The organism is Rhizobium sp. AAP43, assembly GCF_001296045.1.
GTDB lineage: Bacteria > Pseudomonadota > Alphaproteobacteria > Rhizobiales > Rhizobiaceae > Allorhizobium.
The window spans coordinates 268,815-295,636 of sequence record NZ_LJHS01000005.1; the positions used below are offsets into that span (position 1 = coordinate 268,815).

At 60.3% G+C, this 26,822-nt stretch carries 26 protein-coding genes; 20 read left to right on the plus strand and 6 right to left on the minus strand.

Annotated elements, in window-relative coordinates:
- Positions 1–91 precede the first annotated feature (91 nt).
- Positions 92–862 (minus strand): TerC family protein, encoded by a 771-nt coding sequence (locus IP76_RS04770; protein WP_054157035.1) that lies wholly within the window; start codon positions 860–862, stop codon positions 92–94.
- Between the two features lie 108 nt (positions 863–970).
- Entirely contained in the window at positions 971–1,609 is a 639-nt protein-coding gene (locus IP76_RS04775) for a TetR/AcrR family transcriptional regulator (RefSeq protein WP_054157036.1), read from the minus strand.
- Between the two features lie 212 nt (positions 1,610–1,821).
- Between IP76_RS04775 and IP76_RS04780 the strand changes: the two genes are divergently transcribed.
- The 7 genes from IP76_RS04780 (at position 1,822) to IP76_RS04815 (ending at position 10,480) form a co-directional block, all read left to right on the plus strand.
- On the plus strand, positions 1,822–3,021 hold the full coding sequence (locus tag IP76_RS04780) for an HlyD family secretion protein (protein ID WP_054157037.1): 1,200 nt from the start codon (positions 1,822–1,824) through the stop codon (positions 3,019–3,021).
- Between the two features lie 34 nt (positions 3,022–3,055).
- A complete protein-coding gene (locus IP76_RS04785) occupies positions 3,056–4,645 on the plus strand; it encodes a DHA2 family efflux MFS transporter permease subunit (RefSeq protein WP_054157038.1) in 1,590 nt (529 codons plus the stop codon).
- A gap of 98 nt (positions 4,646–4,743) precedes the next feature.
- Positions 4,744–5,391, plus strand: coding sequence for a hypothetical protein (locus IP76_RS04790; protein WP_054157039.1), 648 nt, complete (start codon positions 4,744–4,746; stop codon positions 5,389–5,391).
- Positions 5,392–5,511: 120 nt separating this feature from the next.
- Complete coding sequence (locus IP76_RS04795; RefSeq protein WP_054157040.1) at positions 5,512–6,537, plus strand: LacI family DNA-binding transcriptional regulator; 1,026 nt, start codon at positions 5,512–5,514, stop codon at positions 6,535–6,537.
- Between the two features lie 27 nt (positions 6,538–6,564).
- Positions 6,565–8,013 carry a xylulokinase gene (xylB, locus tag IP76_RS04800; RefSeq protein ID WP_054157041.1) on the plus strand — a complete coding sequence of 483 codons (1,449 nt, stop codon included), beginning with the start codon at positions 6,565–6,567 and terminating at the stop codon, positions 8,011–8,013.
- Positions 8,014–8,177: 164 nt separating this feature from the next.
- Positions 8,178–9,488, plus strand: a complete 1,311-nt coding sequence (xylA, locus tag IP76_RS04805; protein WP_054157042.1) for a xylose isomerase — start codon at positions 8,178–8,180, stop codon at positions 9,486–9,488.
- 452 nt (positions 9,489–9,940) lie between these two features.
- On the plus strand, positions 9,941–10,480 hold the full coding sequence (locus IP76_RS04815) for a hypothetical protein (protein ID WP_054157044.1): 540 nt from the start codon (positions 9,941–9,943) through the stop codon (positions 10,478–10,480).
- Positions 10,481–10,521: 41 nt separating this feature from the next.
- On the opposite strand, the gene greA is transcribed toward IP76_RS04815, so the two are convergent.
- Together greA and IP76_RS04825 are read right to left on the minus strand one after the other, a co-directional pair.
- Complete coding sequence (gene greA / locus IP76_RS04820) at positions 10,522–11,004, minus strand: transcription elongation factor GreA (RefSeq protein ID WP_054157045.1); 483 nt, start codon at positions 11,002–11,004, stop codon at positions 10,522–10,524.
- A 131-nt stretch (positions 11,005–11,135) separates the two neighbouring features.
- The gene (locus IP76_RS04825) at positions 11,136–12,155 is read right to left on the minus strand and encodes a LacI family DNA-binding transcriptional regulator (protein ID WP_054157046.1); all 1,020 of its coding nucleotides are present in this window, start codon (positions 12,153–12,155) and stop codon (positions 11,136–11,138) included.
- Positions 12,156–12,331: 176 nt separating this feature from the next.
- On the opposite strand from IP76_RS04825, the gene IP76_RS04830 reads away from it, so the two are divergent.
- The 5 genes from IP76_RS04830 to IP76_RS04850 all read left to right on the plus strand — a co-directional run bounded on the left by IP76_RS04830 (position 12,332) and on the right by IP76_RS04850 (position 18,530).
- Complete coding sequence (locus tag IP76_RS04830; RefSeq protein WP_054157047.1) at positions 12,332–13,858, plus strand: sugar ABC transporter ATP-binding protein; 1,527 nt, start codon at positions 12,332–12,334, stop codon at positions 13,856–13,858.
- Positions 13,859–13,923: 65 nt separating this feature from the next.
- A complete protein-coding gene (locus IP76_RS04835; protein WP_054157048.1) occupies positions 13,924–14,934 on the plus strand; it encodes an ABC transporter permease in 1,011 nt (336 codons plus the stop codon).
- Between the two features lie 73 nt (positions 14,935–15,007).
- Positions 15,008–15,961, plus strand: a complete 954-nt coding sequence (locus IP76_RS04840; protein ID WP_054157049.1) for a substrate-binding domain-containing protein — start codon at positions 15,008–15,010, stop codon at positions 15,959–15,961.
- A gap of 140 nt (positions 15,962–16,101) precedes the next feature.
- A complete protein-coding gene (locus tag IP76_RS04845; RefSeq protein WP_054157050.1) occupies positions 16,102–17,154 on the plus strand; it encodes a sugar phosphate isomerase/epimerase in 1,053 nt (350 codons plus the stop codon).
- Positions 17,155–17,342: 188 nt separating this feature from the next.
- Entirely contained in the window at positions 17,343–18,530 is a 1,188-nt protein-coding gene (locus tag IP76_RS04850; RefSeq protein ID WP_054157051.1) for a Gfo/Idh/MocA family protein, read from the plus strand.
- Between the two features lie 55 nt (positions 18,531–18,585).
- Here IP76_RS04850 and IP76_RS04855 read toward each other — a convergent pair whose 3' ends face one another.
- Complete coding sequence (locus IP76_RS04855) at positions 18,586–19,905, minus strand: hypothetical protein (protein WP_156318473.1); 1,320 nt, start codon at positions 19,903–19,905, stop codon at positions 18,586–18,588.
- A gap of 255 nt (positions 19,906–20,160) precedes the next feature.
- Here IP76_RS04855 and IP76_RS04860 point away from each other — a divergent pair, with 255 nt between their 5' ends.
- Positions 20,161–21,534, plus strand: a complete 1,374-nt coding sequence (locus IP76_RS04860; RefSeq protein WP_054157385.1) for a GH1 family beta-glucosidase — start codon at positions 20,161–20,163, stop codon at positions 21,532–21,534.
- An 18-nt stretch (positions 21,535–21,552) separates the two neighbouring features.
- Here IP76_RS04860 and IP76_RS04865 read toward each other — a convergent pair whose 3' ends face one another.
- Complete coding sequence (locus IP76_RS04865) at positions 21,553–21,945, minus strand: helix-turn-helix domain-containing protein (RefSeq protein WP_054157053.1); 393 nt, start codon at positions 21,943–21,945, stop codon at positions 21,553–21,555.
- A gap of 158 nt (positions 21,946–22,103) precedes the next feature.
- Between IP76_RS04865 and IP76_RS04870 the strand changes: the two genes are divergently transcribed.
- The 7 genes from IP76_RS04870 to IP76_RS04895 all read left to right on the plus strand — a co-directional run bounded on the left by IP76_RS04870 (position 22,104) and on the right by IP76_RS04895 (position 26,810).
- Complete coding sequence (locus IP76_RS04870; protein ID WP_054157386.1) at positions 22,104–22,742, plus strand: NAD(P)H-dependent oxidoreductase; 639 nt, start codon at positions 22,104–22,106, stop codon at positions 22,740–22,742.
- A gap of 422 nt (positions 22,743–23,164) precedes the next feature.
- On the plus strand, positions 23,165–23,374 hold the full coding sequence (locus IP76_RS22720; protein ID WP_082352409.1) for a RebB family R body protein: 210 nt from the start codon (positions 23,165–23,167) through the stop codon (positions 23,372–23,374).
- Positions 23,375–23,500: 126 nt separating this feature from the next.
- The gene (locus tag IP76_RS23070) at positions 23,501–24,418 is read left to right on the plus strand and encodes a hypothetical protein (protein ID WP_156318474.1); all 918 of its coding nucleotides are present in this window, start codon (positions 23,501–23,503) and stop codon (positions 24,416–24,418) included.
- Between the two features lie 160 nt (positions 24,419–24,578).
- Positions 24,579–25,085, plus strand: a complete 507-nt coding sequence (locus IP76_RS04880) for a hypothetical protein (RefSeq protein WP_156318475.1) — start codon at positions 24,579–24,581, stop codon at positions 25,083–25,085.
- Positions 25,086–25,135: 50 nt separating this feature from the next.
- A complete protein-coding gene (locus IP76_RS04885) occupies positions 25,136–25,459 on the plus strand; it encodes a RebB family R body protein (protein WP_054157056.1) in 324 nt (107 codons plus the stop codon).
- A gap of 232 nt (positions 25,460–25,691) precedes the next feature.
- On the plus strand, positions 25,692–25,964 hold the full coding sequence (locus IP76_RS04890) for a RebB family R body protein (RefSeq protein ID WP_054157057.1): 273 nt from the start codon (positions 25,692–25,694) through the stop codon (positions 25,962–25,964).
- Between the two features lie 117 nt (positions 25,965–26,081).
- Positions 26,082–26,810, plus strand: a complete 729-nt coding sequence (locus IP76_RS04895) for a Crp/Fnr family transcriptional regulator (RefSeq protein WP_054157058.1) — start codon at positions 26,082–26,084, stop codon at positions 26,808–26,810.
- Positions 26,811–26,822 lie beyond the last annotated feature (12 nt).

The window sequence follows — 26,822 nt, forward strand, 5'->3', positions numbered from 1 at the left end:
CAGGCAAGAGCAAAGGGTTCCCAAGATGTTACTGTGCGAAAAAAAATCGGCCCGCCGAAGCAGGCCGATCGCAGTGCCACATGAGATCCGCTCAGTGGAGCGATGATGCCGTTGCTTTGGCGATGGCGCGGTCGCGCTCGCGTTTGCGTCGGGCAAACATATTGAGGACCTCGACCAGTGCCGAGAAGGCCATAGCGGCGTAAATGTACCCCTTCGGCACATGGAAGCCCATGCCTTCGGCAATCAGGGTCGTGCCGATCATCAGGAGGAAGGCCAGCGCCAGCATCACGATGGTGGGGTTCTTTTCGATGAAATTGGCAAGCGGTGTCGCTGCGACAAGCATCACGGTAACGGCAGCGAGAACGGCGATTACCATGATCGGCAGATGGGGCGTCATGCCAACCGCGGTGATGATGCTGTCGATGGAGAAGACGAGGTCGAGCAGCAGGATCTGGCCAATCGCGCTGGCAAAGGTCGTGGAGGCGGAGGAGGCGATGAAATCCTCTTCCTGGTCGACTGGGTCGACATTGTGGTGGATTTCCTTGGTGGCCTTCCAGACCAGGAACAGGCCGCCGGCAATCAGGATCATGTCCTTCCAGGAGAAGCCATGGCCGAAGAGCTCAAACACCGGCGTTGTCAGCTGGACGATCCAGGCGACCGTTCCGAGTAGCGCAAGGCGCATACCGAGTGCCAGGCCGATGCCGATGCGGCGTGCCTTTTCGCGCATTTCGGCGGGCAGCTTGTTGGTCAGGATCGAAATGAAGATGAGATTGTCGATGCCGAGCACGACTTCCATGACCACGAGGGTCAGGAGGGCGATCCAGGCGGCAGGATCCTGCATGAGGACGGTGATCTGTTCCATGAATGACTTCCGAGCGAGAAAAGGGCCGGACAGACATGGTGCAGGACTTGGCATTTGACAAGATGTCGCAACGCCTTGGTGCCGTTATCGCTTGGTTTGCTCGGTCGCTCAGATCGTTCGGTCGCGACGACCATAGGCTGCCAGAAACACCGCCAGGCCGCTTTCGATGACGCGGGCGATCTCGTCGTCGGATGGCCGCTGCTCGTAGTCGTTGAACAGAGAACCTTTGAAGAAGGAGCCCGCCGTCAACTCGATGAACTGGCTGGCTGCCAGCGAGGTATCGTCAATATAGAAGACGCCTGCTTCGACATGCTTGTCGAGATAGTTCTTCAACACCGATCTGGCATTTGTCGGAGAGCCGGCGAAGAAGCGCTGACAAAGTGTTGGCATGCGGTCGACAACCCCGAGCAGGATGCGCATGGCGGGGATCATCTCGCTGTCAAAGATCTGTCGTGCGAAGGCGTGGCCGAAGCGGCGCAGTCCCTCGATCGGTTCCGGGCTTTGAGCAAGGAGTTCACGGATGCTTTCGGCGAAGAGGCCCTTGGCCCGTTCAATCAGGGCGGCGAAAAGCTCTTCCTTGCTCTGGAAGTAGACGTAGATCGTGCCCTTGGACACGCCAGCTTCGCGCGTCACGTCGTTCATGCTGGCGGCGTCATAACCCATCTTCATGAAGACACGCTTGGCGCCATCGAGGATCTGGCCACGCTTCACCGGATCCGCACCGGCGGCAAAGCGGCCGGCAATCATCCGGGCGCATGGGTCTTTTGCATCCGCCGACGGCTCCTGCGCCGCACCTACTTCGCTCTTCAATTCTTGCATCGTTAACCGTTCATCTGGTGAATGCACGTGTTGCCCGATCTTCATCGATCTGCCTCTTGATATGGACGAGAAAACCTTTTATGTCAATCGAACCGAACGGTTTAGTTCGATTAACAATTCTCTTACTCCCGGTCCCAGACATGTCCGCCACGCAAAGATCCACCGCCCTTCGTTCGAACTCCGCACCCGTCGAGGCTGACGAAGCCGTGTCGGAGACAGGTCGGGAACCGGGAAGCCCATCCGAAGTCGCAGGCCCTGAAGCCCTCGTTGCTCCGGCCGCGAAGAAGCGCCGCAGCCCTGTCCTCCCGGTAATTGCCCTGGCGCTTCTCGGCGCCGCCGGTTGGTATGGTTATGGCTGGTGGACCGAAGGTCGCTTCATGGTGTCTACCGAAGATGCCTATATCCAGGGCGACATCGCGATCATTTCGCCGAAGGTCTCCGGCTATGTGGCTAAAGTAGATGTGAAGAGCAACCAGGCTGTGCGGGCTGGCGATCCGCTGGTAACGCTGGATGGCGGCGACTATCAGATTGCGTTTGATCAGGCCGAAGCCAATCGTCGGAGTGCAGAGCTCGCGGTCAGCCGTATCGATGCCCAGATCATCGGTGGCAATGCGAGCGTTGCTCAGGCCAAGGCGCAACTCGGTGCCTTGCAGGCAGCCGTCCGTGGTGCTGAAATCAATGCCAAGCGTGCCAGTGACCTCGCGTCGAAGTCGGTTGGTACGACGGCTGATCTCGACAATGCCTCGGTCGTGCTGGAGCAGGCCAAGGCCAATCTCGTCGCCGGAGAGGCGGCCGTCGCGTCGTCGGAAGCCAATCTGTCGCTGCTGAAAGCACAGCGCGATGAGGCGCTGAACAGCATCAAGGTTGCTGCGCTGGCGGTCGACAAGGCAAAACGGGACCTCGATTTCACAGTCCTCAAGGCTCCATACGACGGTATCGTCGGCAATCTTTCGGTACAGACCGGCGACCTCGTCTCGGCCGGCAAGCGACTTGCCGCGCTGGTGCCGACGAGCGAGCTTTTCATCGAGGCCAATTTCAAGGAAACCCAGATTGCGCATCTGGAGCCGGGTTCCAAGGTCAATATCCATGTTGACGCTTACGGCGATCAGCCGCTTGAGGGCACCGTGACCTCCATCGCGCCTGCTTCGGGTGCCGTCTTCTCGATGCTGCCGGCGGAAAACGCGACAGGCAACTTCACCAAGGTCGTGCAGCGGGTTCCGGTCCGCATTGCGCTGCCTAAGGAGGCTTTGGCTGAAGGCCACTTGCGCGCAGGTCTGAGTGTCATCGTCGATGTCGACATGCGCACTGCACCGGCTGCGCAGGCGCTGGCTGCCAAGTAACGTCGGGTCGATCAGCTTTCGAAAGGGCCGTGTCATGGCCGCAGCAACAGCACAGGGTGCCGTTCCCGCATCCGGGATCGGCGCGGAAGAGCGCATGGATCCGAAGCGCCTCGTCGCCTTTCTGGCGATGGTCTTCGGCATGTTCATGTCTATCCTCGATATTCAGATCGTTTCGGCGTCGCTGTCCGAGATCCAGGCCGGCCTTGGAGCCGGTTCGGACGAGATCGCCTGGGTGCAGACGTCCTACCTGATCGCCGAAGTCATCATGATCCCGCTGTCGGGCGTTCTTGCCCGCATCCTGTCGACGCGGGTTCTTTTCACCTTCTGTGCGGCCGGTTTCACCCTGGCCAGCGCCTTGTGCGCGACAGCAACGAATATCGAGCAGATGATCGTCTACCGAGCGATCCAGGGCTTTATCGGCGGCGGCATGATCCCCTCCGTCTTCGCGGCCGCCTTCACAATCTTCCCGCCCTCCAAGCGCAATATCGTCTCGCCGATGGTGGGGCTTGTGGCCACGCTTGCACCAACGGTTGGCCCCACGATCGGCGGCTATATCAGCCATGCCATGTCCTGGCATTGGCTGTTCCTGATCAACGTCATTCCAGGCGTCCTTGTTGCGGCTGCCGCCTGGAGCCTGATTGACTTCGACAAGCCCGACCTGAAGCTTCTGAAGAAGTTCGACTGGTGGGGGCTTGCCGCGATGGCGATCTTCCTCGGTACGATGGAGTTTGTGCTTGAAGAGGGCAATAACAAGGACTGGTTCAACGACCATCATATCGTCATGGGCACGGTTGCCATGGTGGTGGGCGGCGCGATCTTCTTCTGGCGCGTGTTCAGAGTGGAGTTGCCGGTCGTTGATTTGCGAGCCTTCTCCAATGCCAATTTTGCGTTCGGCTCGTTGTTTTCCTTCGTGATGGGGGTCGGGCTCTATGGTCTGACCTACCTCTACCCACTTTATCTTGGGCGTATCCGCGGTTACGACTCGCTGATGATCGGGGAGACCATGTTCGTCTCTGGCGCAGCAATGTTCATCACCGCTCCGATTGCCGGCATCCTGTCGAGCAAACTCGATCCGCGCGTGATGATGATGATCGGCTTCGGCGGTTTCGCCATCGGTACTTATATGATGACCGGGATCACGGCCGACTGGGACTTCTACGAATTGCTGGTGCCGCAGATCCTGCGCGGCTGCTCGTTGATGATCTGCATGGTGCCGATCAACAATCTGGCGCTTGGCACTCTGCCGCCCGAGCGCATGAAGAACGCGTCCGGCCTGTTCAATCTGACGCGCAACCTTGGCGGCGCGGTAGGGCTCGCAATCATCAATACCATGCTGACCCAGCGCTCGGACGATCACTATGCAAGGCTCTCCGAGCAGCTTCACTGGGGCAACCAGTCGGCGCTCGACTGGCTCGCAAGCGTCGGCGCGAACTATGACGGCTATGGACTGGACGGGACGACAGTCGCGGTTCAGAAGCTGTCCGGTGTTGCCACCCAGCAGGCTTGGCTCCTGTCCTTCATGGACGTGTTCCTGACGCTTACCGTGCTCTTCGGTGCTCTGGTGGTGCTTGCCATGCTGTTGCAGAAGCCGAAGTCCGCAGCACCGGCGGGTGCCGGTCACTGAGGTTGTGCCCGGATTTGCGATTCTCGGTTGCGGTGTAATATTTCTCGTGTGCAACCTCGGCAATGCTGCCGGGGTTGGTCGGCACGAGGAGCACTCAAATGAACGAGCAAATCGCAGCGCAGGCCCTGGCAGATTTTGTCAGCCGCTATTCCGGCATTCATATCGAATCCACGTCGGCAACCCCGGTGAACTACAGTGGCGTTCTCTACAATGTGGACGGCAGCACCCCTGATCCAAAGATCGACGGTGCGACCTGGAAACAGCTGTTGATCAACTATGGCATCAACAGCACCTGCTATGTGACGTCTCCGCTGCCGGGTGGCAGCACGAGCCATCCGCAATTCAGCGTCGGCGGCCATATGACGGCGAACGCCGACGGTTCCGTGCCCACGGGCGGGTCCTGCTACCTGATGCCGCTATGTTATTGGCATAACAGCACGTCGAACAATGGTGTGGCCTTCCAGCATACCAATACTTACATGCTGCAACTCTCCGGATATATGCAAGGGGAACTCGCCGCCACCTTCCTCGCGCGCATGCCGGGGGACGCACCCTTGCGGATAGTGGGCGCTGACGGCAACCAGTTGACGATCCAGCCAGTCGACGGGCCAGGCCTCTCGGCGATGAAAACGCCGGGCATGACCGATGAGCCTCAGCTCGCCCTTCCGCCTCACTACATCGTATTCCGGCAGGTCGAAGAGGCGGGGCGCATGCGCTATGTGATCGAGGAAGTCGCTCTGCCGTAGCTCTTCCTTGGCCACCGGAAAGAGTCGATTGCAAGGTCTTCGACAAAATCTGAGGTACGTACATCGAAATCTGATTTACGTACCTCATTCTCTGGTGTAGGACAGGCGCCGGAGGAGAGCATGAAACCCACAGTCCATGATATCGCCACTCGCGCGGGCGTCAGCCTTGCCACGGTCGACCGCGTGTTGAACCGGCGTCCGGGTGTGAGTGCTGCGACGCGTGGCAAGGTTGACCAGGCGGTCATGGAGCTGGGTTTCGTGCGCGATGTGGCGGCGGCGAACCTTGCCAAAGGACGCGTTTATCCGCTGACCTTCATCATTCCCTTCAACGACAATTCCTTTATGCACGGTTTGCGCGCGAGGCTTGAGGAGGCGCGGGAGAGGGCTGCCGTTGAGCGGATCGCGATCCGGCTCATTGATGTGCCAGCCTTCGATGCGCAGGCACTTGCGCAGGCGCTCGATCAGGCGGCGGCGGAAAATCCCGCCGGCATTGCCTTCGTCGCCGTCGATGCGCCGGAGGTGGCGATGGCTGCCCAGCGTGCCGTTACAGCCGGTATCCCGCTCGTCACGCTCGTTTCTGATCTGTCCGGCACGCTGCGGGATCACTATGCCGGCATCGACAATGCCGCTGCCGGGCGGACGGCCGCTAGCCTGATCGGACGCTTCCTCAGCGGGCGCCGCGGCACGGTCGCCGTTCTGGCCGGGTCCATGCTGGTGCGCGACCATCGTGAACGTTGTGATGCCTTTGCCAAGGTGATGACGGATGATTTTTCCGGCTTCGGACTGCTGCCGGTGCTGGAGGGGCGTGACGATCCGGCAACGGTCGAGGCCATCGTTGGCGATCTCTTTGCGCAACGCGACGACATTGTCGGGCTCTACAGTCTGGGGGCCGGCAATCGCGGGCTTGTCCGGGCGCTCGCGAAGCTTGCTCCTGCCGACCGGCCGGTGGTGATCGCGCATGAGTTGACCGAGACGACGCGCGAGGCATTGCACAGCGGGCTGATCGATGCCGTGCTCAACCAGGATGCGGGCCATGAAGTGCGCAGCGCCATTCGCGTGCTGAAGGCGAAGGCCGACGGGCTTCCGGTGGTCACGGCCCAGGAGCGCATTCGTATCGACATATTCTTGAAGGACAATCTGCCCTGAAGGCAGAGGCAATGAGGAGGCTACCCCATGTATCTCGGACTGGATCTCGGCACGTCGAGTGTCAAGGCGATGCTGATCGATGGCGACCAGCGGGTGGTTGGCGTCGGCCATGCGGCCCTTACCGTGCAGCGGCCGCATCCGGGCTGGTCGGAGCAGGCGCCAGTTGACTGGCTGACTGCGACGGAAGAAGCCGTTGCGGCGCTGAAGGCAACACATCCGAAGGAATTGGCGGCGGTGAAGGGCATTGGCCTATCCGGCCACATGCATGGTGCGACGCTGATCGACGCGGCCGATCAGGTGCTGCGGCCTTGCATCCTGTGGAATGACACGCGCTCCCATGCCGAGGCAGCGAGCCTCGATGCCGATCCACGTTTTCGGGCACTGACCGGCAATATCGTATTTCCCGGGTTTACCGCGCCGAAGCTTGCCTGGGTGAAGAACAACGAGCCTGACGTCTTTGCCCGGGTGCACAAGGTGCTGCTGCCCAAGGATTTCCTCAGGCTCTGGCTGACGGGGGAGTATCTTTCCGACATGTCGGATTCGGCCGGCACCAGCTGGCTCGATACCGGCAAGCGTGCCTGGTCGCCGGCACTGCTGGAAGCCACGGGCCTGACCGTCGAACAGATGCCGGGTCTCGTCGAAGGTACGGATCGCGCCGGCACTTTGCGCGCGGAACTGGCAGCGAAGTGGGGGCTGGGTGCTGATGTTGTCGTCGCCGGCGGAGCAGGGGACAATGCAGCATCTGCCTGCGGTATGGGTACGGTTGCCGAAGGTCAGGCTTTCGTGTCGCTCGGCACATCTGGCGTGCTGTTCGCAGCCAACGCCTCCTATCTCCCGAAGCCGGAAAGTGCAGTCCACGCCTTCTGCCATGCTCTTCCGAAGACCTGGCATCAGATGGGCGTCATCCTCTCGGCCACCGATGCGCTGAACTGGCATTCGGGCGTGACCGGCAAGTCGGCCGGCGATCTCACGGCCGAACTCGGCGACACGCTGAAGGCGCCATCAGGCGTGACCTTCCTGCCGTATCTTTCGGGCGAGCGCACACCGCATAATGACGCCAAGATCCGCGGCGCCTTTATCGGGCTTGGCCATGAGAGCTATCGCGCCGTGCTCACCCAGGCCGTGCTCGAGGGCGTCACCTTTGCCATTCGGGACAGCCTGGAAGCATTGAAATCCGCTGGCACGAAGATCAACCGCGTGACGGCGATCGGCGGCGGATCGCGCTCGCGCTACTGGCTGTCTTCCATCGCAACGGCACTCGACATGTCCGTCGACATTCCAGCTGACGGTGATTTCGGGGCTGCCTTCGGGGCCGCACGGCTTGGGCTGATTGCGGCGACCGGGGCTGATCCGCTTTCGGTCTGCACGGCGCCGAAGACGGCTGAGACGGTCGAGCCGGTCAAGGCGCTGACTGGGGCCTACGAGACGGCCTATGGCCGCTACCGGGCGCTTTATCCGGCGATCCGCGGAATTTGAAGAAATACCCCCTCTGGCCTGCCGGCCATCTCCCCCACAAGGGGGGAGAAAACCAAGAGGCCGGCACTCCGGCAATTGGTCGGCGGCAGGTCTAGCCCCTCCCCCTTGTGGGGAGGGGTTGGGGAGGGGACTTGAAAAATCACCACACCAAGGAGGAGTATCCCATGAGCACAGGTTTCTTCGGCAATATCCAGAAGATCAAATATGAAGGCCCGGACAGCACCAATCCTCTGGCCTTCCGTCACTACAATCCGGACGAAGTTGTCCTCGGCAAGCGCATGGAAGACCATCTGCGCTTTGCGATTGCCTATTGGCACACCTTTGTCTGGCCGGGCACTGACCCGTTCGGCGGCAACACGTTTGAGCGTCCCTGGTTTGAGGATACGATGGCTGCGGCGAAGCTGAAGGCCGATGTCGCCTTCGAATTCTTCCAGCTGCTCGGCACGCCCTACTACTGCTTCCACGACGCCGATGTTCGCCCTGAGGGCAACAGCTTTGCCGAGAACACGAAGAACCTCAACGAGATCGTCGACTACTTCGCCAAGAAGCAGGAAGAGACCGGCGTCAAGCTGCTCTGGGGCACGGCGAACATGTTCTCGCATCGCCGCTACATGTCGGGCGCGGCCACCAATCCGGATCCTGACGTCTTTGCCTTTGCGGCCGCGACCGTGAAGACCTGCCTGGATGCGACGCAGAAGCTCGGCGGCGAAAACTATGTCCTGTGGGGCGGCCGCGAAGGCTATGAGACGCTGCTCAATACCGATCTTTCTCGCGAACTCGACCAGATGGGCCGCTTCCTCAATCTCGTCGTCGAATACAAGCACAAGATCGGCTTCAAGGGCGCAATCCTGATCGAGCCGAAGCCGCAGGAACCGTCGAAGCACCAGTATGACTACGACGTCGCGACGGTCTATGGCTTCCTGAAGCGTTATGGCCTTGAAAAGGAAGTGAAGGTGAACATCGAGCAGGGCCATGCGATCCTTGCCGGTCACAGCTTCGAGCACGAGCTGGCGCTTGCCAATGCGCTCGGCATCTTCGGCTCGATCGACATGAACCGCAACGACTACCAGTCCGGCTGGGATACCGACCAGTTCCCGAACAATGTGCCGGAAATGGCGCTGGCCTATTACCAGGTTCTGCAGGCCGGTGGCTTCACGACGGGCGGCACCAACTTCGACGCCAAGCTGCGCCGCCAGTCACTCGACGCCGAAGACCTGCTGATCGGCCATATCGGCGGCATGGACTGCTGCGCCCGCGGCCTGAAGGCGGCGGCGAAAATGGTGGAAGACAAGGCGCTTTCCGGCCCGCTCAACAGCCGTTATGCCGGCTGGGACAAGGCCGAGAACCAGAAGATGCTGCGCGGCGAGGAAAGCCTCGATGCGATCGCCGCTCGCGTCGAAGCCCAGAACGTCAACCCGAAGCCGGTTTCCGGCAAGCAGGAGCTGCTGGAGAACGTGGTCAACCGCTACGTTTGATCGGCCGTTCAACGGTTCAAGGCCGGGGCGCGCAAGCGTCCCGGCTTTTTTATCGTCGGGGTTTCCAGCCGAGGGCCGCGGTGTGCGACGCGTAGCCATGCATTCGAATTCCCTCGGCATCGGTCGCAAGAAGCTATCGAAATCTCATGATTTTTCTCTCCGGATCGTCACGGATCACAGCACCCGCTTCCGCCAGATTGCCGTCTATTCCAGCTTTTGGTACACTTATTGCGAGAAATTTTGGATGAGGTCAGTGGCCGTCAGCCGTCACTCCTCAAAGGGTTCCGAATTCTCCGACCGGTTCGGTTTCTGCTGCTTTTGCGGTTGATGTATCGATCCCGTGGGTTCAAAGCGGCTCTGGTCCGCCGGCAACTGCCGTGGGGCAAGCCCGAGCCATCGCGTGTGGACTGCATCCAAAAGCTGTAAATTGATTTCTGCGAGGATATCTCACGATGAAAGTCATGGTTGCCTTGATGAGCTCACTCCTTGGTGCGGCGCTTTCTGCGCCAGCCGCCCGGGCGCAAGAAGATTGTATCGTCGGCTCCTGGAAAACCGATGGAAACGGTATGGCCGAATGGATGCGCGAAAAGCTGCCTGCCAATGTTCGGATGCCGGTTGTCGAACGGACCGGATATGTGACATTCCAGCCCGATGGACGCTTTGCCGCTGCGGCCTCGCTGGCTGCCAGCCTGGAAACCGATGATGCTGTGATCACCGGTGGGGATACGTCCGGCCTTGGATATTCCGGCACCGGCACATGGCAGATGACCGCCGAGGGCAAGCTGCAGCTCTCCACCTCTGCCGAGGTCCACGGAAATCAGGTCACCGTCCACAGTTCAGGCGGGTCGAATTCGGTCCCCGTTCCTCCCATGACACCGGGTGGGCCGATGATCTACGACGTGAGTTGCGACGGCGATCACATGGAAACGCGCATGACCATCCGCGGCGCGGGCGCCCCAATTGTACAGCGATATCTGCGGGTCCGAAGCTGAGCGCATTGGACCGGCGGTACGGTTGTCAAGCCGTCGGGTCTTCACGCGATCGCCGTGATCTCCAACTCCTGATCGCCGACGCTCACCACGTCACCCACCGCCTTGCCCATCAGGCGGGCGGCGACTGGCGAGACAAACGAGATCGAGCCGGTCTTCGGATCGGCTTCATCCTCGCCGACAATGCGGTAGGTCTGCACGCGACCATCGTCGCGTTCAAATGTGACCTTGCTGCCGAAGGCGACAATGGCGTTGCTTTCGGGGGCTGGGATCACCTGGGCGGTGCGCAGGCGTTCGGTCAGATAACGCAAGTCGCGATAGGGGACGGCCGACTGCCGGCGGCGCTCGTTGACATCCTCGACGGCCTGGGCGGCGAGATAGGCGATGCGTGCTTCCTCTGCCTCTACCTCCAGCCGTTTCAGGCCATCCGCGGTGACGAGGTTGGGATGCTGCGAGATCGGGCGGTCAGGCAGATGGAGTTCCGCTGCGGTTTCCGAACTCTCTTCCTTGGTGAAAGCTACGCTCACAATAGTCTCCGATAGCGATGTCTGGTGGCGCCAGCGGGCGTCACGGGTTGTTCCCAACATAATAGGATGATCCGACACTAACGGCCAAGTCTGAGGATAGGTCCACTCCGCATCTTCTCGACGCTCGGTCCTTATCGCCTCACCGGACCTGCCACGGATCCGCGCACGATCAGATCTGGCATCAGCAGGATTTCCTCCCGCTCAGTCGGGCGCTCTGACAGCTGCTGGATCAGCAGGGCCATGGCCTGTTTTCCGATGGCGGTGCGGGGCTGGCGGATCGTGGTCAGTGCCGGATTAACATAGGTGGCCTGGGGTACGTCATCAAAGCCGATGACGGAGAAATCGTGCGGCAGGTTATAGCCGCGGGCGGTGAGGCCGCTGAGCACGCCGACGGCGGTGGCATCGTTGACGCACATGAAGGCGGTGGGCAGGGTGTCGCGGACGAAGAGTTGCTCGACGGCGAGGCGGCCGCTTTCAATTGTGCCATCGCCTTCCAGCACGAAGCGGTTTGCCGGTGGAATGCGTGCGGCGTCCAGCGCCTTGTCGAACCCCTGGCGGCGGCGCTGGTGGCCGAGCCTGGTCTTGCTGTCACCGATAAACGCAATCGAGCGATGGCCGGCGGAGAGCAGGTGTTCGGCGGCCTTGCGCGCACCGGCGACATCATCGACGCCGACATAGGAGATCTTCGAGCCGAAGACCGGCTCGAACACGGCGACCGACGGTGGCAGGCGGGTGCCGAGCACCTGATGGCCAAAGGGTTCGTGGCCCGTGAAGAGCACAAGGCCGGTGGCCTGGCCGGAGCTTAGGAATTTCAGATATTCCAGCCCACGTTCCGGGTCGTTCTGGGTATGGCCGATCAACACGCCGTAGCCATGGGCGCGCGCTTCGTTCTCAAGCCCGATCAGCGTGGACGAGAAGTTCGGGTCGCCGATATCGGGGGCGAGGATCAGGATCATGTTCGACCGGCCCATGCGCAGCGAGCGCGCCATGGCATTGGTCGTGTAGCCGGTGATGGCGATGGCCTGGTTGACGCGCTGGCGGGTCGACTTGGCGACCTTGTCCGGCGTGTGGATCGCGCGGCTCACCGTTGCGATCGATACTTCTGCAAGACGTGCGACATCCTCGATCGTCGCTGGTGCTGAATTCTGCACGCGGCTTCATCCCCCTATCCGCATGGAATCGTTGGAGACCTTACCTTCCCTATTGCGCCTGCGAAAGACGGTGGGGTCCTAAATCTCCCCATGATTGACTGATGTAAACCTTTACATCATCCATGTAAAGGTTTACACAAAGGTCATAGCGGTTGAGGAGCCGCCGGGAGGATTGCATGACATTGGCTGGGGACGAGGCGCGGACACCCGTGCTCGTGGCGGAGCGTATTTCCAAATCATTCGGTGAGGTCCAGGTCCTGTTCAGCGTCGATTTCGACGTGTTGCCGGGTGAGGTCCATGCGTTGATGGGTGAGAACGGCGCGGGTAAATCTACGCTGGTCAAGATCCTCTCGGGTTTCGAGCAGGCAACGGCTGGGCGCATTCTGCTCGACGGCGAGCCGGTGATCCTGCCCGCTAATGGCTCTGCGGAAGCGCTGGGCATCGTGCTCATCCACCAGGAATTCAATCTCGCGGACCATCTGACAGTCACCGAGAGCCTGTTTCTCGGTCGCGAAGTCACACGTTTCGGCATGCTCGATCGCAAGGTGATGCGGGCTGAGGCGCGCCGGGTGCTGGATCAGCTGGGTTCTCATATCGATGAAAATGCCTTGATCAGTTCGCTGGCGGTGGCCGACAAGCAGATGGTCGAGATTGCCAAGGCGATCAGCCGCAAGGCGCGCATCGTCTTCATGGATGAGCCGACCGCGGTGTTGTCGCGCGAGGAAACGGAAGTGCTGTTCGACCAGGTGCGCAAACTGCGCGCCGGCGGCACCAGCTTCGTCTTCGTGTCTCACAAGTTGGACGAGGTGATGGAGCTGACCGACCGCGTGACGGTGTTGCGCGATGGGCAATGGGTGAAGACGGCGCCGACCTCTGCGCTCGATGGTGAGGCCATTGCCCAGCTGATGGTGGGGCGCGAATTGTCCAGCCTCTATCCGAGCAAACATGAGCCCAATGTCGACGAGGAGATCGTGCTGTCGGTCAAGGATCTCTCGACCGGCTTCGTCAAGCACGCAAGCTTCGAGCTCAAGCGCGGCGAAGTGCTGGGTTTCTCAGGGCTCATCGGCTCTGGCCGGACGGAGCTGATGGAGGCGGTCGCGGGTTTAAGGCCGAGGCTGTCTGGCGAGGTGCGGCTCAAGGGCATGGTCCTCGACGCCGGCGATTTCCGCGAGGCGAACCGGCGCGGGCTCGCCTATATGACCAAGGATCGCAAGGGCAAGGGCCTGCTGCTCGGCGAGGGCATGACGGCGAACCTGACCTTGCAATCCATGGAAAATCACGTTCGCCACGGCTATCTCGACCCAGCCAGCGAGGCGAAAGCCATGGCACGCGCCAAGCGCCGCTTCGATATCCGCGTTCGCGACGACAAGGTCCGGGTCGGGCGCATGTCAGGCGGCAATCAGCAGAAGCTGCTGCTCGCCAAGATCATGGAAGTCGAACCTGACGTGATCATCATCGACGAGCCGACACGCGGCATCGATGTCGGCACCAAGCAGCAGATCTATCATTTCATCGCAGCCCTTGCCCGAGAGGGGCGCTCGATCATCGTCATCTCCTCTGAGATGCCTGAGGTCATCGGTCTCTGCACGCGGGTCGCTGTGATGCGCGAGGGCCGGCTGGTCGGCGTGCTTGAGGGTGAGGAGATCTCCGAGCAGGTGATCATGCGCTATGCCGCCGGCCTGAAACGGCAGATGGCAAGTTGAACAACGGAATTTGATGGACGGAGTAGCCCCAGGCACAAGGGGCATCCGGGAGGAGACGGGACCATATGACTGCCGAGACTGATACGACACCGGAAAGCCGCAGCCGCCGCAGCTGGCGTGATGTGGATCTGCGGGCCGTCGCCCCCTTTGCCGCATTGCTGATCCTGCTGATCGTCGGCGCGCTGGTGAACCCCAATTTCATCGGGCTCAACAATCTGGCCAATGTGGCGACGCGCTCCGCCTTCATCGCGATCATCGCTGTCGGGGCAACCTTCGTCATCTCCTCGGGCGATCTCGATCTTTCGGTCGGCTCGATGGTGGCCTTTGTCGCCAGCCTCATGATCCTGTTCATGAATTCGGGCGTGATTGCCGATCCGACGCTGATGATTGCGGCTGCCATGGCGCTTGCCATCATCATCGGTTCGCTCTGCGGCCTTGCCAATGGTCTGATCACCACTGTCGGCAAGATCGAGCCTTTCATCGCCACGCTTGGCACGATGGGCATCTATCGCGGCTTGACAACCTGGCTTTCCCAAGGCGGCGCGATCACGCTCAGCGATCCGGCCCAGCAGGAAGTCTATCGACCGGTCTATTTCGGCTCGATCCTCGGCCTACCTGTGCCGATAGTCATCATCCTCGTGGTGACAGCGATTGCCGCGGTCATTCTTTACCGCACACGCTATGGCCGCCATGTCGTCGCCGTCGGTTCGAACCGTGATGTGGCGCGCTATTCCGGCATTGCCGTTGACCGGGTGCGCACCATTGCCTTCGTTATCCAGGGTCTCTGTGTGGCGATTGCCGTGTTGCTCTATGTGCCGCGCCTTGGCTCGACCTCGGCGACTACGGGCATTCTCTGGGAGTTGCAGGCGATCACCGCCGTTGTCGTCGGCGGGACTGCGCTCAAAGGGGGCGCGGGGCGCGTCTGGGGCACGATTTGCGGTGCCTTCATCCTCGAACTCGTCGGCAACATCATGCTGCTGTCCAACTTCATCTCCGAATATCTGATCGGCGCCATTCAGGGCACGATCATCATCATCGCGATGCTCGTCCAGCGGTCGCTGGCGCGCAAGGCGTAACGAAACGGCCGGGCAGAGGAGGGTCGCCCGGTCCGTTCATCAGTCGACCCTTTGTCACTTTGGGAGGAAACCAATGCACAAGAAACTGTTGGGTCTCGCTGTCGCGATGACGGCGCTGACCTCGATCTTCACGGCGGCCCAGGCGCAGGAGACCAAGACCATCGGCGTCTCCATTCCCGCTGCCGACCACGGCTGGACCGCAGGCGTCGTCTATCATGCCAACCGCGTTGCCGAACTCCTGATGAAGGAGCATCCGGGCCTTAACGTCATCGTCAAGACCTCGGCTGATCCGGCAACCCAGGCCAATGCCGTGCAGGATCTGGAAATCCAGGGCATCGACGCGCTCGTCATCCTGCCGACCGATCCAGATCCGCTGGTCAACGCGATGAAGGAAGTGAAGAACAAGGGTCACTTCGTCACCATCGTCGACCGTGCCCCGTCGGTGAACGACAATACGGTGCGTGATCTCTATGTCGCCGGCAACAACCCGGCGCTCGGCAAGGTTGCCGGCGAATACATTGCCAAGACCTCACCAGATGCGGAAGTCGTCATCATCCGCGGCCTGCCGATCCCGATCGACCAGCAGCGACAGGATGGCTTCGATGAAGGCATTAAGGGCTCCAACGTCAAGGTTCTCGATCGCCAGTTCGGAAACTGGAATCGCGACGATGCTTTCAAGGTCATGCAGGATTACCTGACCAAATATCCGAAGATCGATGTGGTCTGGTGCCAGGATGACGACATGGCTGTCGGCGTGCTGCAGGCGATCGAACAGGCCGGTCGTACCGATATCCAGTACATCATTGGTGGTGCGGGCTCGAAGGACATGATCAAGAAGGTTCAGGATGGCGACAAGATGGTGCCGGTCAACGTGCTCTATCCGCCATCGATGGTCGGCACGGCGATGGAGCTGACGGCTGCGGCCATCTATGACAGCGTTCCGGTCCATGGCACCTATACGCTCGACGCCACGCTGATCACGCCGGAAAACGCGAAGAATTACTACTTCCCGGATTCGCCGTTCTGATCCAACCACACCGCAAAGACTGCTCTGCCCGGGTTATCCCGGGCAGATGTTTGAAGGGCTGCATCATTGCGGTTGTATCGAAAATCCATCTCCTGTAATCGTTTACGGAAACGTTGCAGGGATCTCAGGGAGGAGAATTCATGAAGACGATCAAGGGGCCGGCAATCTTTCTCGGCCAGTTTGCGGGCGATGCCGCACCGTTTAATTCCTGGGATGCGATCACCAAATGGGCCGCCGACAAGGGCTATGTGGGCGTGCAGGTTCCGACCTGGGCCAGCCAGCTGGTCGACCTGAAAAAGGCTGCAGACTCCAAGGATTATTGCGACGAGCTTGCCGGTGTGGCGCAGGCCAATGGCGTCGAGATCACCGAGCTTTCCACCCATTTGCAGGGCCAGCTGGTCGCTGTGCATCCGGCCTATGACGAGGCCTTTGACGGCTTTGCCGCACCCGAGGTGCGCGGCAATCCGAAGGCGCGGCAGGAATGGGCCGTGAGCCAAGTCAAATACGCGTTGAAGGCGTCGCGCAACCTCGGCATCAAGGCGCATGCGACCTTTTCCGGTGCACTGGCCTGGCCCTACATTTATCCGTGGCCGCAGCGTCCGGCCGGTCTGGTCGAGACTGCTTTCGACGAGTTGGCGCGCCGCTGGCTGCCGATCCTCGACTATGCCGAGGAGCAGGGCGTCGATGTTTGCTACGAGATCCATCCAGGCGAAGATCTGCATGATGGCGTCACCTTCGAGATGTTCCTCGAGCGGGTGAAGAACCATAGCAGAGCCAACATGCTCTACGACCCCTCGCACTATGTGCTGCAGTGCCTCGACTATCTCGACAACATCGACATCTACAAAGACCGCATCAAGATGTTCCACGTCAAGGACGCGGAATTCAACCCGACCGGCCGGCAAGGCGTCTATGGCGGCTACCAGGGCTGGGTCAACAGGGCAGGGCGCTTCCGCTCGCTCGGTGATGGCCAGGTCGATTTCGGTGCGATTTTCTCGAAGATGGCAGCCAATGATTTCGACGGCTGGGCTGTTGTCGAGTGGGAATGCGCATTGAAGCATCCGGAAGACGGCGCCCGCGAAGGGGCGGAATTCGTCAAGGCGCATATCATCCGCGTGACCGAACATGCCTTCGACGATTTTGCCGCCGGCGGCACGGATGATGCGGCGAACCGGCGGATGCTGGGGCTGTAGTCAGCTTTATTCCCCTCCCCAACCCCTCCCCACAAGGGGGAGGGGCTTTGCCGCCGGCCTGTGAGCCCTCCTCCACGGTGCCATATGCCAAACAGGAAAAGGGACGCTTGCGGTGATCGCTCTCCCCCCTTGTGGGGGAGATGGCGGCAGCCAGAGGGGGCTTCAAGGATAGCAAGGGAGAAAACACTATGGCGATTGAAGCGAGCAAATCGGAACACCGCGCGGCAAAAATCCGTCTGGGCATGGTCGGCGGCGGGCAGGGGGCGTTTATCGGTGCCGTACACCGCATGGCCGCCCGGCTCGACGATCAGTATGATCTGGTCGCGGGTGCGCTGTCGTCGACGGCGGAGAAGTCGCTGGCTTCGGGGCGCGATCTCGGCCTTGATCCGGAGCGTTGCTACGCCTCCTTCCAGGAGATGGCGGACAAGGAATCGGCGCGTCCTGATGGCATCGAGGCGGTCTCGATCGTGACGCCGAACCATGTGCATTTTGCTGCCGCCAAGGCCTTCCTTGAAAAAGGCATCCACGTCATCTGCGACAAGCCGCTGACCTCGAACCTGGAGGATGCAAAGGCTCTGAAAGAGGTGGCCGACAAGGCGAAGGCCCTCTTCATCCTGACACATAACTATACTGGCTATCCGATGGTCCGCCATGCCCGCGAACTGGTGGCATCCGGTGATCTCGGTGATATCAGGCTGGTGCATATGGAATATCCGCAGGATTGGCTGGCCGAACCGGTCGAGCAGACCGGGGCGAAACAGGCCGTCTGGCGCACCGACCCGGCACAATCCGGCGTCGGCGGCTCGACCGGCGATATCGGGACCCATGCCTATAACCTCGGCAGTTTCATTTCCGGCCTTGAACTGGACGAACTGGCGGCTGATGTGCACACCTTCGTCGAAGGCCGTCGTCTGGATGACAACGCCCATGTGATGCTGCGGTTCAAAGCCAAGGGCAGCGAAATGCCGGCCAAGGGCATGCTCTGGTGCAGCCAGGTGGCGACTGGCCATGAAAACGGGCTGAAGGTGCGGGTCTATGGCACCAAGGCTGGCATCGAATGGACGCAGGCCGATCCGAACTATCTCTGGTACACCCGTCTTGGCGAGCCCAAGCAGCTGATCACCCGTGGTGGCGCTGGGGCGAACTCTGCTGCTGCCCGTGTGACCCGCATTCCGTCGGGGCATCCGGAGGGGTATCTGGAAGCCTTTGCGACGATCTACACCGAGGCGGCTCACGCCATCCAAGCAGCGCGGACGGGAGCGGCCGTTGATCCGGCCGTGGTCTATCCGACGGTGGATGACGGGGTGAAGGGCGTGGCTTTTGTCACGGCCTGCATCGAGTCGTCGAAGAAGAATGGCGGTTGGGTGAAGGTTTAAACGCCCAACGGGAACCTCCCGGTGCTGAAGCCGGGAGGTTCCCGTTGGCTTTTACCTATCCCCCTGCGGAAAGCGGTGGCAGGAGTGTCACGGTCCAGTTGGCGACGTCCTGGCCGTTGTACGACACGGTGTTGATCAACGGGCCGTTGCCCAGGCGATCGCTGAAGGGAATAGAGTAGACCTGATTGGTAGAGGCCGCGAAGAGCTCGGCTGCATACGTGTTATAATAGGGATGATCCGGTTGCGCCTCGCGGAAGGCCGGCAGCGGAGAGAGCTTCCACCAGGCATCGGATTTCATGTCCTTGAGCGCGACGTCCTGGCCTGCGGGCACCGTATTGCTGTTGATCAGACCGAGCAGAAGGCCTGTTGTTACCTCGCCGATCAACAGCTTCTGCGTTGTCAGCTCGACCGCTTGATCTTCCAGATCCCAGGACTTTACCTGGCTTGAGAGTTTGCTCCAGCCCAATCCTGAAAATGTCACCGCCGAATTGATGACCTGGCCGTAGATAGCCGTGTTGTAACTGACGGGATCCACAGCGGATATCGTCGCGTTGCATTCTTTGAAGGTCGGCCCTTGTGCACTGCTATCGCCCGTGATCGTGGTGTGGATTTCCCCATTCAAGGTCAACGAGCCATTGGCAGCTGCTGTGGCCACGTGGTCGAGTGTTAGTATGTAGTTTGTGGTCTTTTGTGTTTTTTTAGACTTATAGAGAAAGGCATTGGAGTTGACGATCTTCGTCAACTGACCGGCTGCATGGACGGATTGCAGATAGGGAATGAAGCTCTGATAGGGCGTGGCAGGCGGCGGAGCGTAGGAGGAGGGACCGATAAACCGCACCCAATCACCCGCTGCGTCTTTCACCAAAGCGCCCCAAGGCGGCGAGGAACTGGCACCCAGTTTCGCCGCGATGGTGTTGGCGTCGGCGGTGTATCCGACTGATTGGATGAGGGTGCCATCGGCGGCGTAACTCGCAATCTCCATCGGCGCTGTGAAGTAGTTGATCGCGGTCATATCACCCTGGTCGCCGGCATTGCCCGTCATTGTGATTTCAAAGGTTTGGAACAGGGTTTGGTAATCCATCCCGCCGCCGATGAAAGTGGGAGCACTGGTGCGCGATTGCAGCGCATTGCCATAGGAAACATAGACGAGGATCGAGACGGCCTGATTGATCGTCAGCCCTGTTGGGCCTATGTCTTTCAGGCTCAGGGGCTCCGACATCAGGTTGTGGGGCTTGATCTCAACGGATTTCCCATTCCCGTAGGTCACGTCGAAATTTGTGGTGCCCGGGGCGCCGTTCTGAAAGCTGATGAAGACCTCGTGCCCGTGATACGGCGTGTTGTTGATAAAGTTCAGTTGCAGTTGTTTCTGTGCCATTGAGTGCTCCAGCCAATCCTGAACGAGAGTGAACTTGTCCATCTTAGCGATGGCTAAGATTGCTGTCTGCATCAATGGTTGCATTTATTTTTGGATGCAATCATTTTTGACTGATCTCTGTGAGGTAAAAGGCCTCCACCTACAACGTTGCAGTTTTTTCGCCGCGCTGTCTTCACCCCGTTGCGGCTTTGCCCTAAACCGCTAGCGATGTTTGCACGGCGGCACGCCCGCCGAGACGAGACGAAGGACCTGTCGATGATCGATCCCAAGGCACTTGCCGAACGTTTTCCCGGTGACTTCCTGTTCGGTGTCGCTACCGCCTCCTTCCAGATCGAAGGGGCGTCGAAGGCCGATGGTCGCAAGCCCTCGATCTGGGATGCGTTTTCCAACATGCCGGGGCGGGTGTTCGGGCGCCACAATGGCGATGTGGCCTGCGATCACTACAACAGGTGGGAAAGCGATCTCGATCTGATCAAGGACATGGGCGTCACCGGCTATCGTTTCTCGATTGCCTGGCCGCGGATCATTCCTGATGGGGCGGGCCCGATCAACGAGAAGGGTCTCGATTTCTATGACAACCTTGTCGATGGCCTGAAGGCACGCGGCATCAAGGCCTATGCGACGCTTTACCATTGGGATCTGCCGCTTTCGCTGATGGGTGAGGGCGGCTGGACGGCGCGCCCCACGGCGCAGGGTTTCCAACGTTACACCAAGGTGGTGATGGAACGCCTCGGTGACCGGCTTGATGCGGTCGCGACCTTCAACGAGCCCTGGTGCTCGGTCTGGCTCAGCCATCTCTATGGCGTGCATGCGCCGGGTGAGCGCAGCATGGATGCGGCCCTTCATGCGCTGCACTACACCAATCTTGCGCATGGGCTTTCGGTCCAGGCGATCCGCGAAGTGGCGCCCAAGGTGCCGGTCGGGCTGGTGCTCAACGCGCATGAGACGCTGCCAGGGTCTGAGGCCACGGAGGATCGTGCGGCGGCCGAGCGGGCGCATCAGTTCCACAATGGCGTTTTCTTCGATCCGGTTTTCAAGGGCGAGTACCCGGCCGAGTTCCTCTCGGCCCTTGGCCATCGCATGCCGAAGATCGAAGAGGGGGACTTGTCCATCATCAGCCAGCCGCTCGATTGGTGGGGGCTCAACTACTACACACCGATGCGGGTCTCTGACGATCCGACGCCGGGTGCCGAATTCCCGGCAACCGTCAATGCAGCACCTGTGTCGGATGTGAAAACCGATATTGGCTGGGAAGTCTACGCGCCGGCGCTGAAGTCGCTCGTCGAGCGGCTCTATGCCCGTTACGATCTGCCAGTCTGCTACATCACCGAGAATGGCGCCTGCTACAATATGGAGGTCGAAGGCGGCGAGGTCGATGACCAGCCGCGGCTCGATTACTACGCCGAACATCTCGACAAGGTGGCTGATCTGATCGCCGAGGGCTATCCGATGCAGGGTTATTTCGCCTGGTCGCTGATGGACAATTTCGAATGGGCGGAAGGCTACCGGATGCGCTTCGGCCTTGTGCATGTCGATTATGACACCCAGGTTCGCACCATCAAGAAGAGCGGCAAGTGGTATCGGGATCTGGCAGCCGAATTTCCCAAGGGAAATTTCAAGGCTGACTAGTCGCCGTCATCGTGGGCGTTATCCGAGCTTTATGAGTTTCGCTCCGGCTTCCGCATTCCGCTCGTCGAAGCGGGTGCGGGCAGACTGGATGTCCTCGTGATTGGAGAAGACCCAGCCGCCCAGAGCCTTGACCGGCGCTGAGAAGGATCGTCCGAGATCGGTGAGGGCATATTCGACCTTGGGCGGCACGGTCGGGTGGACTGTCCGCTCGACAATCCCGTCCCGCTCCAGCGCTCTCAGCGTGAGGGTTAGCATCCGCTGCGACACGCCAACGACCATGCGTTTCAGATCGCTGAAGCGCTGTGGCCCGTCATCCAGCATCATGATCACGAGTACGGTCCACTTGTCACCGAGCCGCGCCAGCATCTCGCTGACCGTCGTACACTTGGCCGGATCATAGCCGTTACACATTTCGGTTCTCCTCGTGAAACCTGGTATCAGAAATGTGCCTGCTTGCACATTTCTTTGGGTTCCCTATCTAGGCCTGGTTACTAATCAATACCAGACCTTGTGCGTCTCGCCAATGCCTCCCAGGCGAACCAAGGGTCGAAACCTGGATGGAGATCCTGATGTCCGCACTAATCGAAAAGCTGAACTGGCGCTATGCCACCAAGAAGATGGACCCCACGAAGAGCGTTCCCGAAGACAAGGTCGAGCGCATTATCGAGGCGGCGCGTCTCGCGCCCACCTCCAGCGGGTTGCAGCCCTTCGAGGTCATCGTTGTGACCAATCCTGAGGTCCGCGCCCGAATCCAGGAAATTGCCTGGAACCAGGCGCAGGTGACCGAAGGGTCGCACCTTCTCGTTTTCGCGGCCTGGGACAATTACACGACTGACCGCATCAACGACATGTTCGACCTCGTCAATGAGGAGCGTGGCTTCAAGAACGAAGGCTGGGAAAACTACCGCCAGATGCTGCTCAACATGTATCCGGGCCGTGAGGCCGAGGTCAATTTCGAGCACGCCGCCCGTCAGGCTTATATCGGCTTTGGCATGTCGGTGGCCGCTGCCGCCTTTGAAGGCGTCGATGCAACCCCGATGGAAGGTTTCGATGCGGCCAAACTCGACGAGATCCTTGGCCTTCGCGAAAAGGGCCTGCGATCGGTCACAATCCTGCCGCTCGGCTATCGCGCTGCGGAAGGGGATTGGCTGGCTGGCCTGAAGAAGGTCCGCCGTCCGAAGGACCAGTTCGTGTCCGTGGTTGCCTGATATCCTCTTTATCGGACCGCTGTTCCAAAAATGCTTGCAAGGGCTCTGGATTTCCAGGGCCCTTTTTCATGTCGGGTAAACACGGCATCGCCCCAAGAGGAAAATACAACCAAGAGTACGCATGCTTCATTCTGTGCAAGGTTGTGGAAAACCTCCGTTGGGAGATTGTTGCCTTGCTCGAGGTTGCAATGGCCTCAATCGAGATTCTTGCATTCTTATCAGATGGATAGGCTTTCCTGCTGGACTGCAGGGAAGGCGAAATGGCGCATATGGCTGGTTGATTGTGACAGGATGTGACTATCTATAATTGCATAAAATATTAAACATGTACCAAAAGCTACAGAACTGATGTGATCGCTAATTTACAACCGCCTTGTCCACCAGACGTAGAAAATGAAGCAGCTTAGAGCAGGTTAGTCGCGATGAGTGCACCACAGACTGGAAACGGAACTGCATCCGTGATGACCGAGGCTCCGAGTGTCGCGGTCAGCATGTTCTACCAGGCCGCCGGCCATGCCTATTCACTTTCCATGCAAAATGCGACGGCGGCGCAGCAAAATATCAATACGCTCGCGCCCTCGGTCATCGCCAATGCTCTGGCACTCCTCAACAAGCCGCCAGCGGCGCCTTAGCGGAAGGACCGTTTCGCAGAGAGCGGGAGATCTTGCCGCGTATCTCGCAACCCTTGTCAGTGTGTTTTGAGCCTTGGCCGCGTGTGGCGGCTTCTATCACCAAATGATCGGGATGAAGTCATGTGGATGCTGAAGAGAAAGGAGCAGGCGGTTGCGCAGTCGAGGACCGAGCCGGCTCCTCTGCTGCAACCGGGACCTCCTTTGGCCGCACCTCCGACCGTTGTGGCGGCCGCGCTTGCAGCCAATTCTGTACCTCAAGCGGCAATGCAGACCGCAGCGCCGGCTGGAGCCGTATCGGTGCCGCCGGCCGCCGCTACAGTCCGCCCTGTTCCGGTGGCGCCATCATCGGCCCCATCCCAGGCTGCGCCCGCCCCTGTTCGCCTTGGTGTCAGCCCAGTCTCCGCCGCTGCACCTTCCGTTCGGCCGTCCGGGATTGCTGCCGTTCCGCCCGGTGGCAATCCCGGTCCGGGGCAGGTGTCGAATGGGGCTCAGATGGCGCAGGCTCAGACCCGTCAAGGGCCGCCGATTGCGGCTGGCAATTCCAATCCGGCTCAGCCGCCTGCGTCGGTGGTTCCAGTTGCGCCGCGGGCACCCGTATCCGGCACACCGATGTCGCTTACGACTGAGCCTTTGTCGGCCGATACTCAACCTGACGGTCTAAGGCTCGAAAGCAAAACGGACGAGAAAGCCACGAACAAGCTCGGTGACACCGGAGGTGATGGGTCTGGTGGGGGCACGACACCCCCAAGCGGTCCTCTGATCGGGATATCGGATGCAACGGTCGAGACCTTTGCGTCCGCAGCGCTCGGCCAGGTCGTCTCGATGCTGGGCGAGGATACCCGGACCTACCTGCAGGGGATGGAGCAGATCTATACGGCCGCCGCCGGTAAGGCGTTGGCGATGATCGCCAGTGGCGTCTCATCGGAGCAGGAGACCGGCAAGACGTTGCTGACCCAGATCAAGGCGTCGCAACAGGATACCACGGCCTTTGCCACCGACATTGCAAGTCTCGCCAAACAATTCGTCAGCATCAAGGGAGGTTGAGATGGACACGGAGACTTCATCAGCAGAGCTGCGCGACCAGACCGGTACCGAACCATCGGCATCGCCGAGCGCTGATCCAGCCGCGGTTCTGTCGCCGGCGCCGCCGGATCCGACCACGCCACCGGCAACTGGGACCACCACGCAACCGGATATCCCGACCTTGCTCATCGATACCGTCGCGGCCGTGGTGTTCAACCGGGTCAAGGCGCTACTCGACGATACGCAGAAGATCAAGGAGCCGGGGATTCCGCTGCCCGTCGTGCCGGAAAAGCCTCAGGTGCTGGAATTGCCGGAGGTGAATATGGATCTGGTCCCAGGCCAGATCACGCTGCCGGGAAACAGCGGTGCAACCGAACCGGAGATACCGCGCATCCTCATCGATACAGTGGTGGCGGTGGTTCTCAAGGAATTCGCGCCGCTTCTTCAGGATCTGCAAAAGATCCGGGATCAGGGAATGGCTGCCTTGGGATCGCAGGCGGCCGGGCCGAATGGACAGCCTCTGGTCAGTGATCTTCTGGGGCGCGGTGCGGTCGCCGCGGGCATGGACGAAAAGACCAGAATGGCCTCGATGAAGGCGCGCGAGGACCAACTCAACTACCGCATGCAAAAATTCCAGGAGCGATACGAGGCACTGAAACGCACTGCCCAGCAAAAACGGGGACAGTAGGTCCTCGACGAATTGCAGACTTCAATCATTGTCACAAAGGGGAAGAGCAGATGCCGACCGCTGGAGAAAAGGGAAAGACAATGGACGTCGACAGCGATGCGGGCGCCCTGGGCGAGATCGTTGAAGCCGATAGCCCCGCCTATTCCATGGGGCAGGAATTTCTCACCGCCTCGCACTCGACCGGACTTATGTTCGCCAACGCCGTCAAGGCGCATGGCAATATCAATACCCTGTCCCTGTCCGGCCTTGCGCAGAGCGCCAAGCAGGTCAGCACCATCGATACCGTTGCCGATGCCGTGGCGCTGGCAAGTCTTCTTCTCGGTGAGCCGCGCGCCGGGATGGTTGCCCTGATGCGTTCCCGAATACCAGGTTGAACCGTCGCCGGGCGGAGGGTTGGCAGTGTGCCCGACCGCCCGCCGGAGCAGACGGGGCCGTTCCGGCGGAGTGGAGCGCAACCTCTCTCCGGGTCATGGCGGACAGCGACGGTTCGACACCCATTCCAGGTCCTTCTCGGACACCCGAACTCGTGCTGCGCAGGCGGCACCGAGAACCCCTGATTGCGCCGCGATCAGGTCCTGAAGCCAAAGCTAACCAAGGAGTGAACATATGACTACCCCGACCGCCGTCAATTCCGTGATCACCGATGCCGTTACCCAGGCCAACGTCAAGGTTGTGGGCGAAGCACCGGCCATGGCCATGGGCTCGCTGTATCAGGCTGCCTCGCATTCGACCGGCCTGATGTTCGAAAACTCGGTCACGGCCCAGAACAACCAGAACATCCTGGCGCAGGCTGCGACGACACAGGGCGTCATGCAGATCTACAGTGTCGACACGATCTCCGACGCTATCGCCATCGCCAAAATGCTCAGCGCGAGCTGATCCGCGTCCGCTGCCGGGAGGCCCTGCCTCCCGGCCATTTTTGGAAGTGCACCGGTCATCCGCTTCAGGGTTGGCGGCCGGCTTGCCATCTGTAACAGAACACGGGTCCCTTGCATCATGACGTCCTATCGCCTTGATCGCACCAAGTCTGCCTTTGCCAGCCCGCGTCCATCGGGCAGCGAGATCGCCAGTCTCGGCACATCCTGCGCCTTGTTTCGCGGGCTTGACCCTCAGGCAATCCGGACGATCGTTTCCCGAGGTTATCATCGCAGCTATTCCAAGAACGAGATCGTGGTGACGCAGGGAAGCGAGAAGCGGCTGGTTGGCCTTGCGGTCAGTGGTCTCTTTGTGGTTCGTCGCTGCTCGCCGAGCGGAATTCTTCTTGCCTTGCAGACCATTCGCCCGGGCGACCTGTTTTATGAAATGTCGTTGATCGAGGCGGGTGAAAACCAGCTTGAGGTGGCTGCCGGTTCGGAGAAATCCTCAGCACTCCTGTTTTCTGTCCGGACTTTTCGTGACCTCATGGCGCAATATCCGCCGCTCAGCGCTCGATTGATCGAGCAGATGGCGGGGCGGATCAATACGCTTGCCGAATTGAGCTTCGAACTGGCGACGATGAAGACCGACGACCGCCTGCGCCGGGCAATTTCCAAGCTTGCGCAGGAAACCGACCAGCTACGCGACGGGGGCATGATCTATCCGGCACCGACCCATGCGGAGTTTGCCTCGATGCTCGGCACAACTCGCGAAGTTGTCAGCAGATCGATCATAGCACTCTGCCGAGAGGGGTCGATCGAGACCAGTCGCCAGTCGATTACCATCCGCTCCGCCGAAGCCCTGATGTGACGGCGAGCGAAT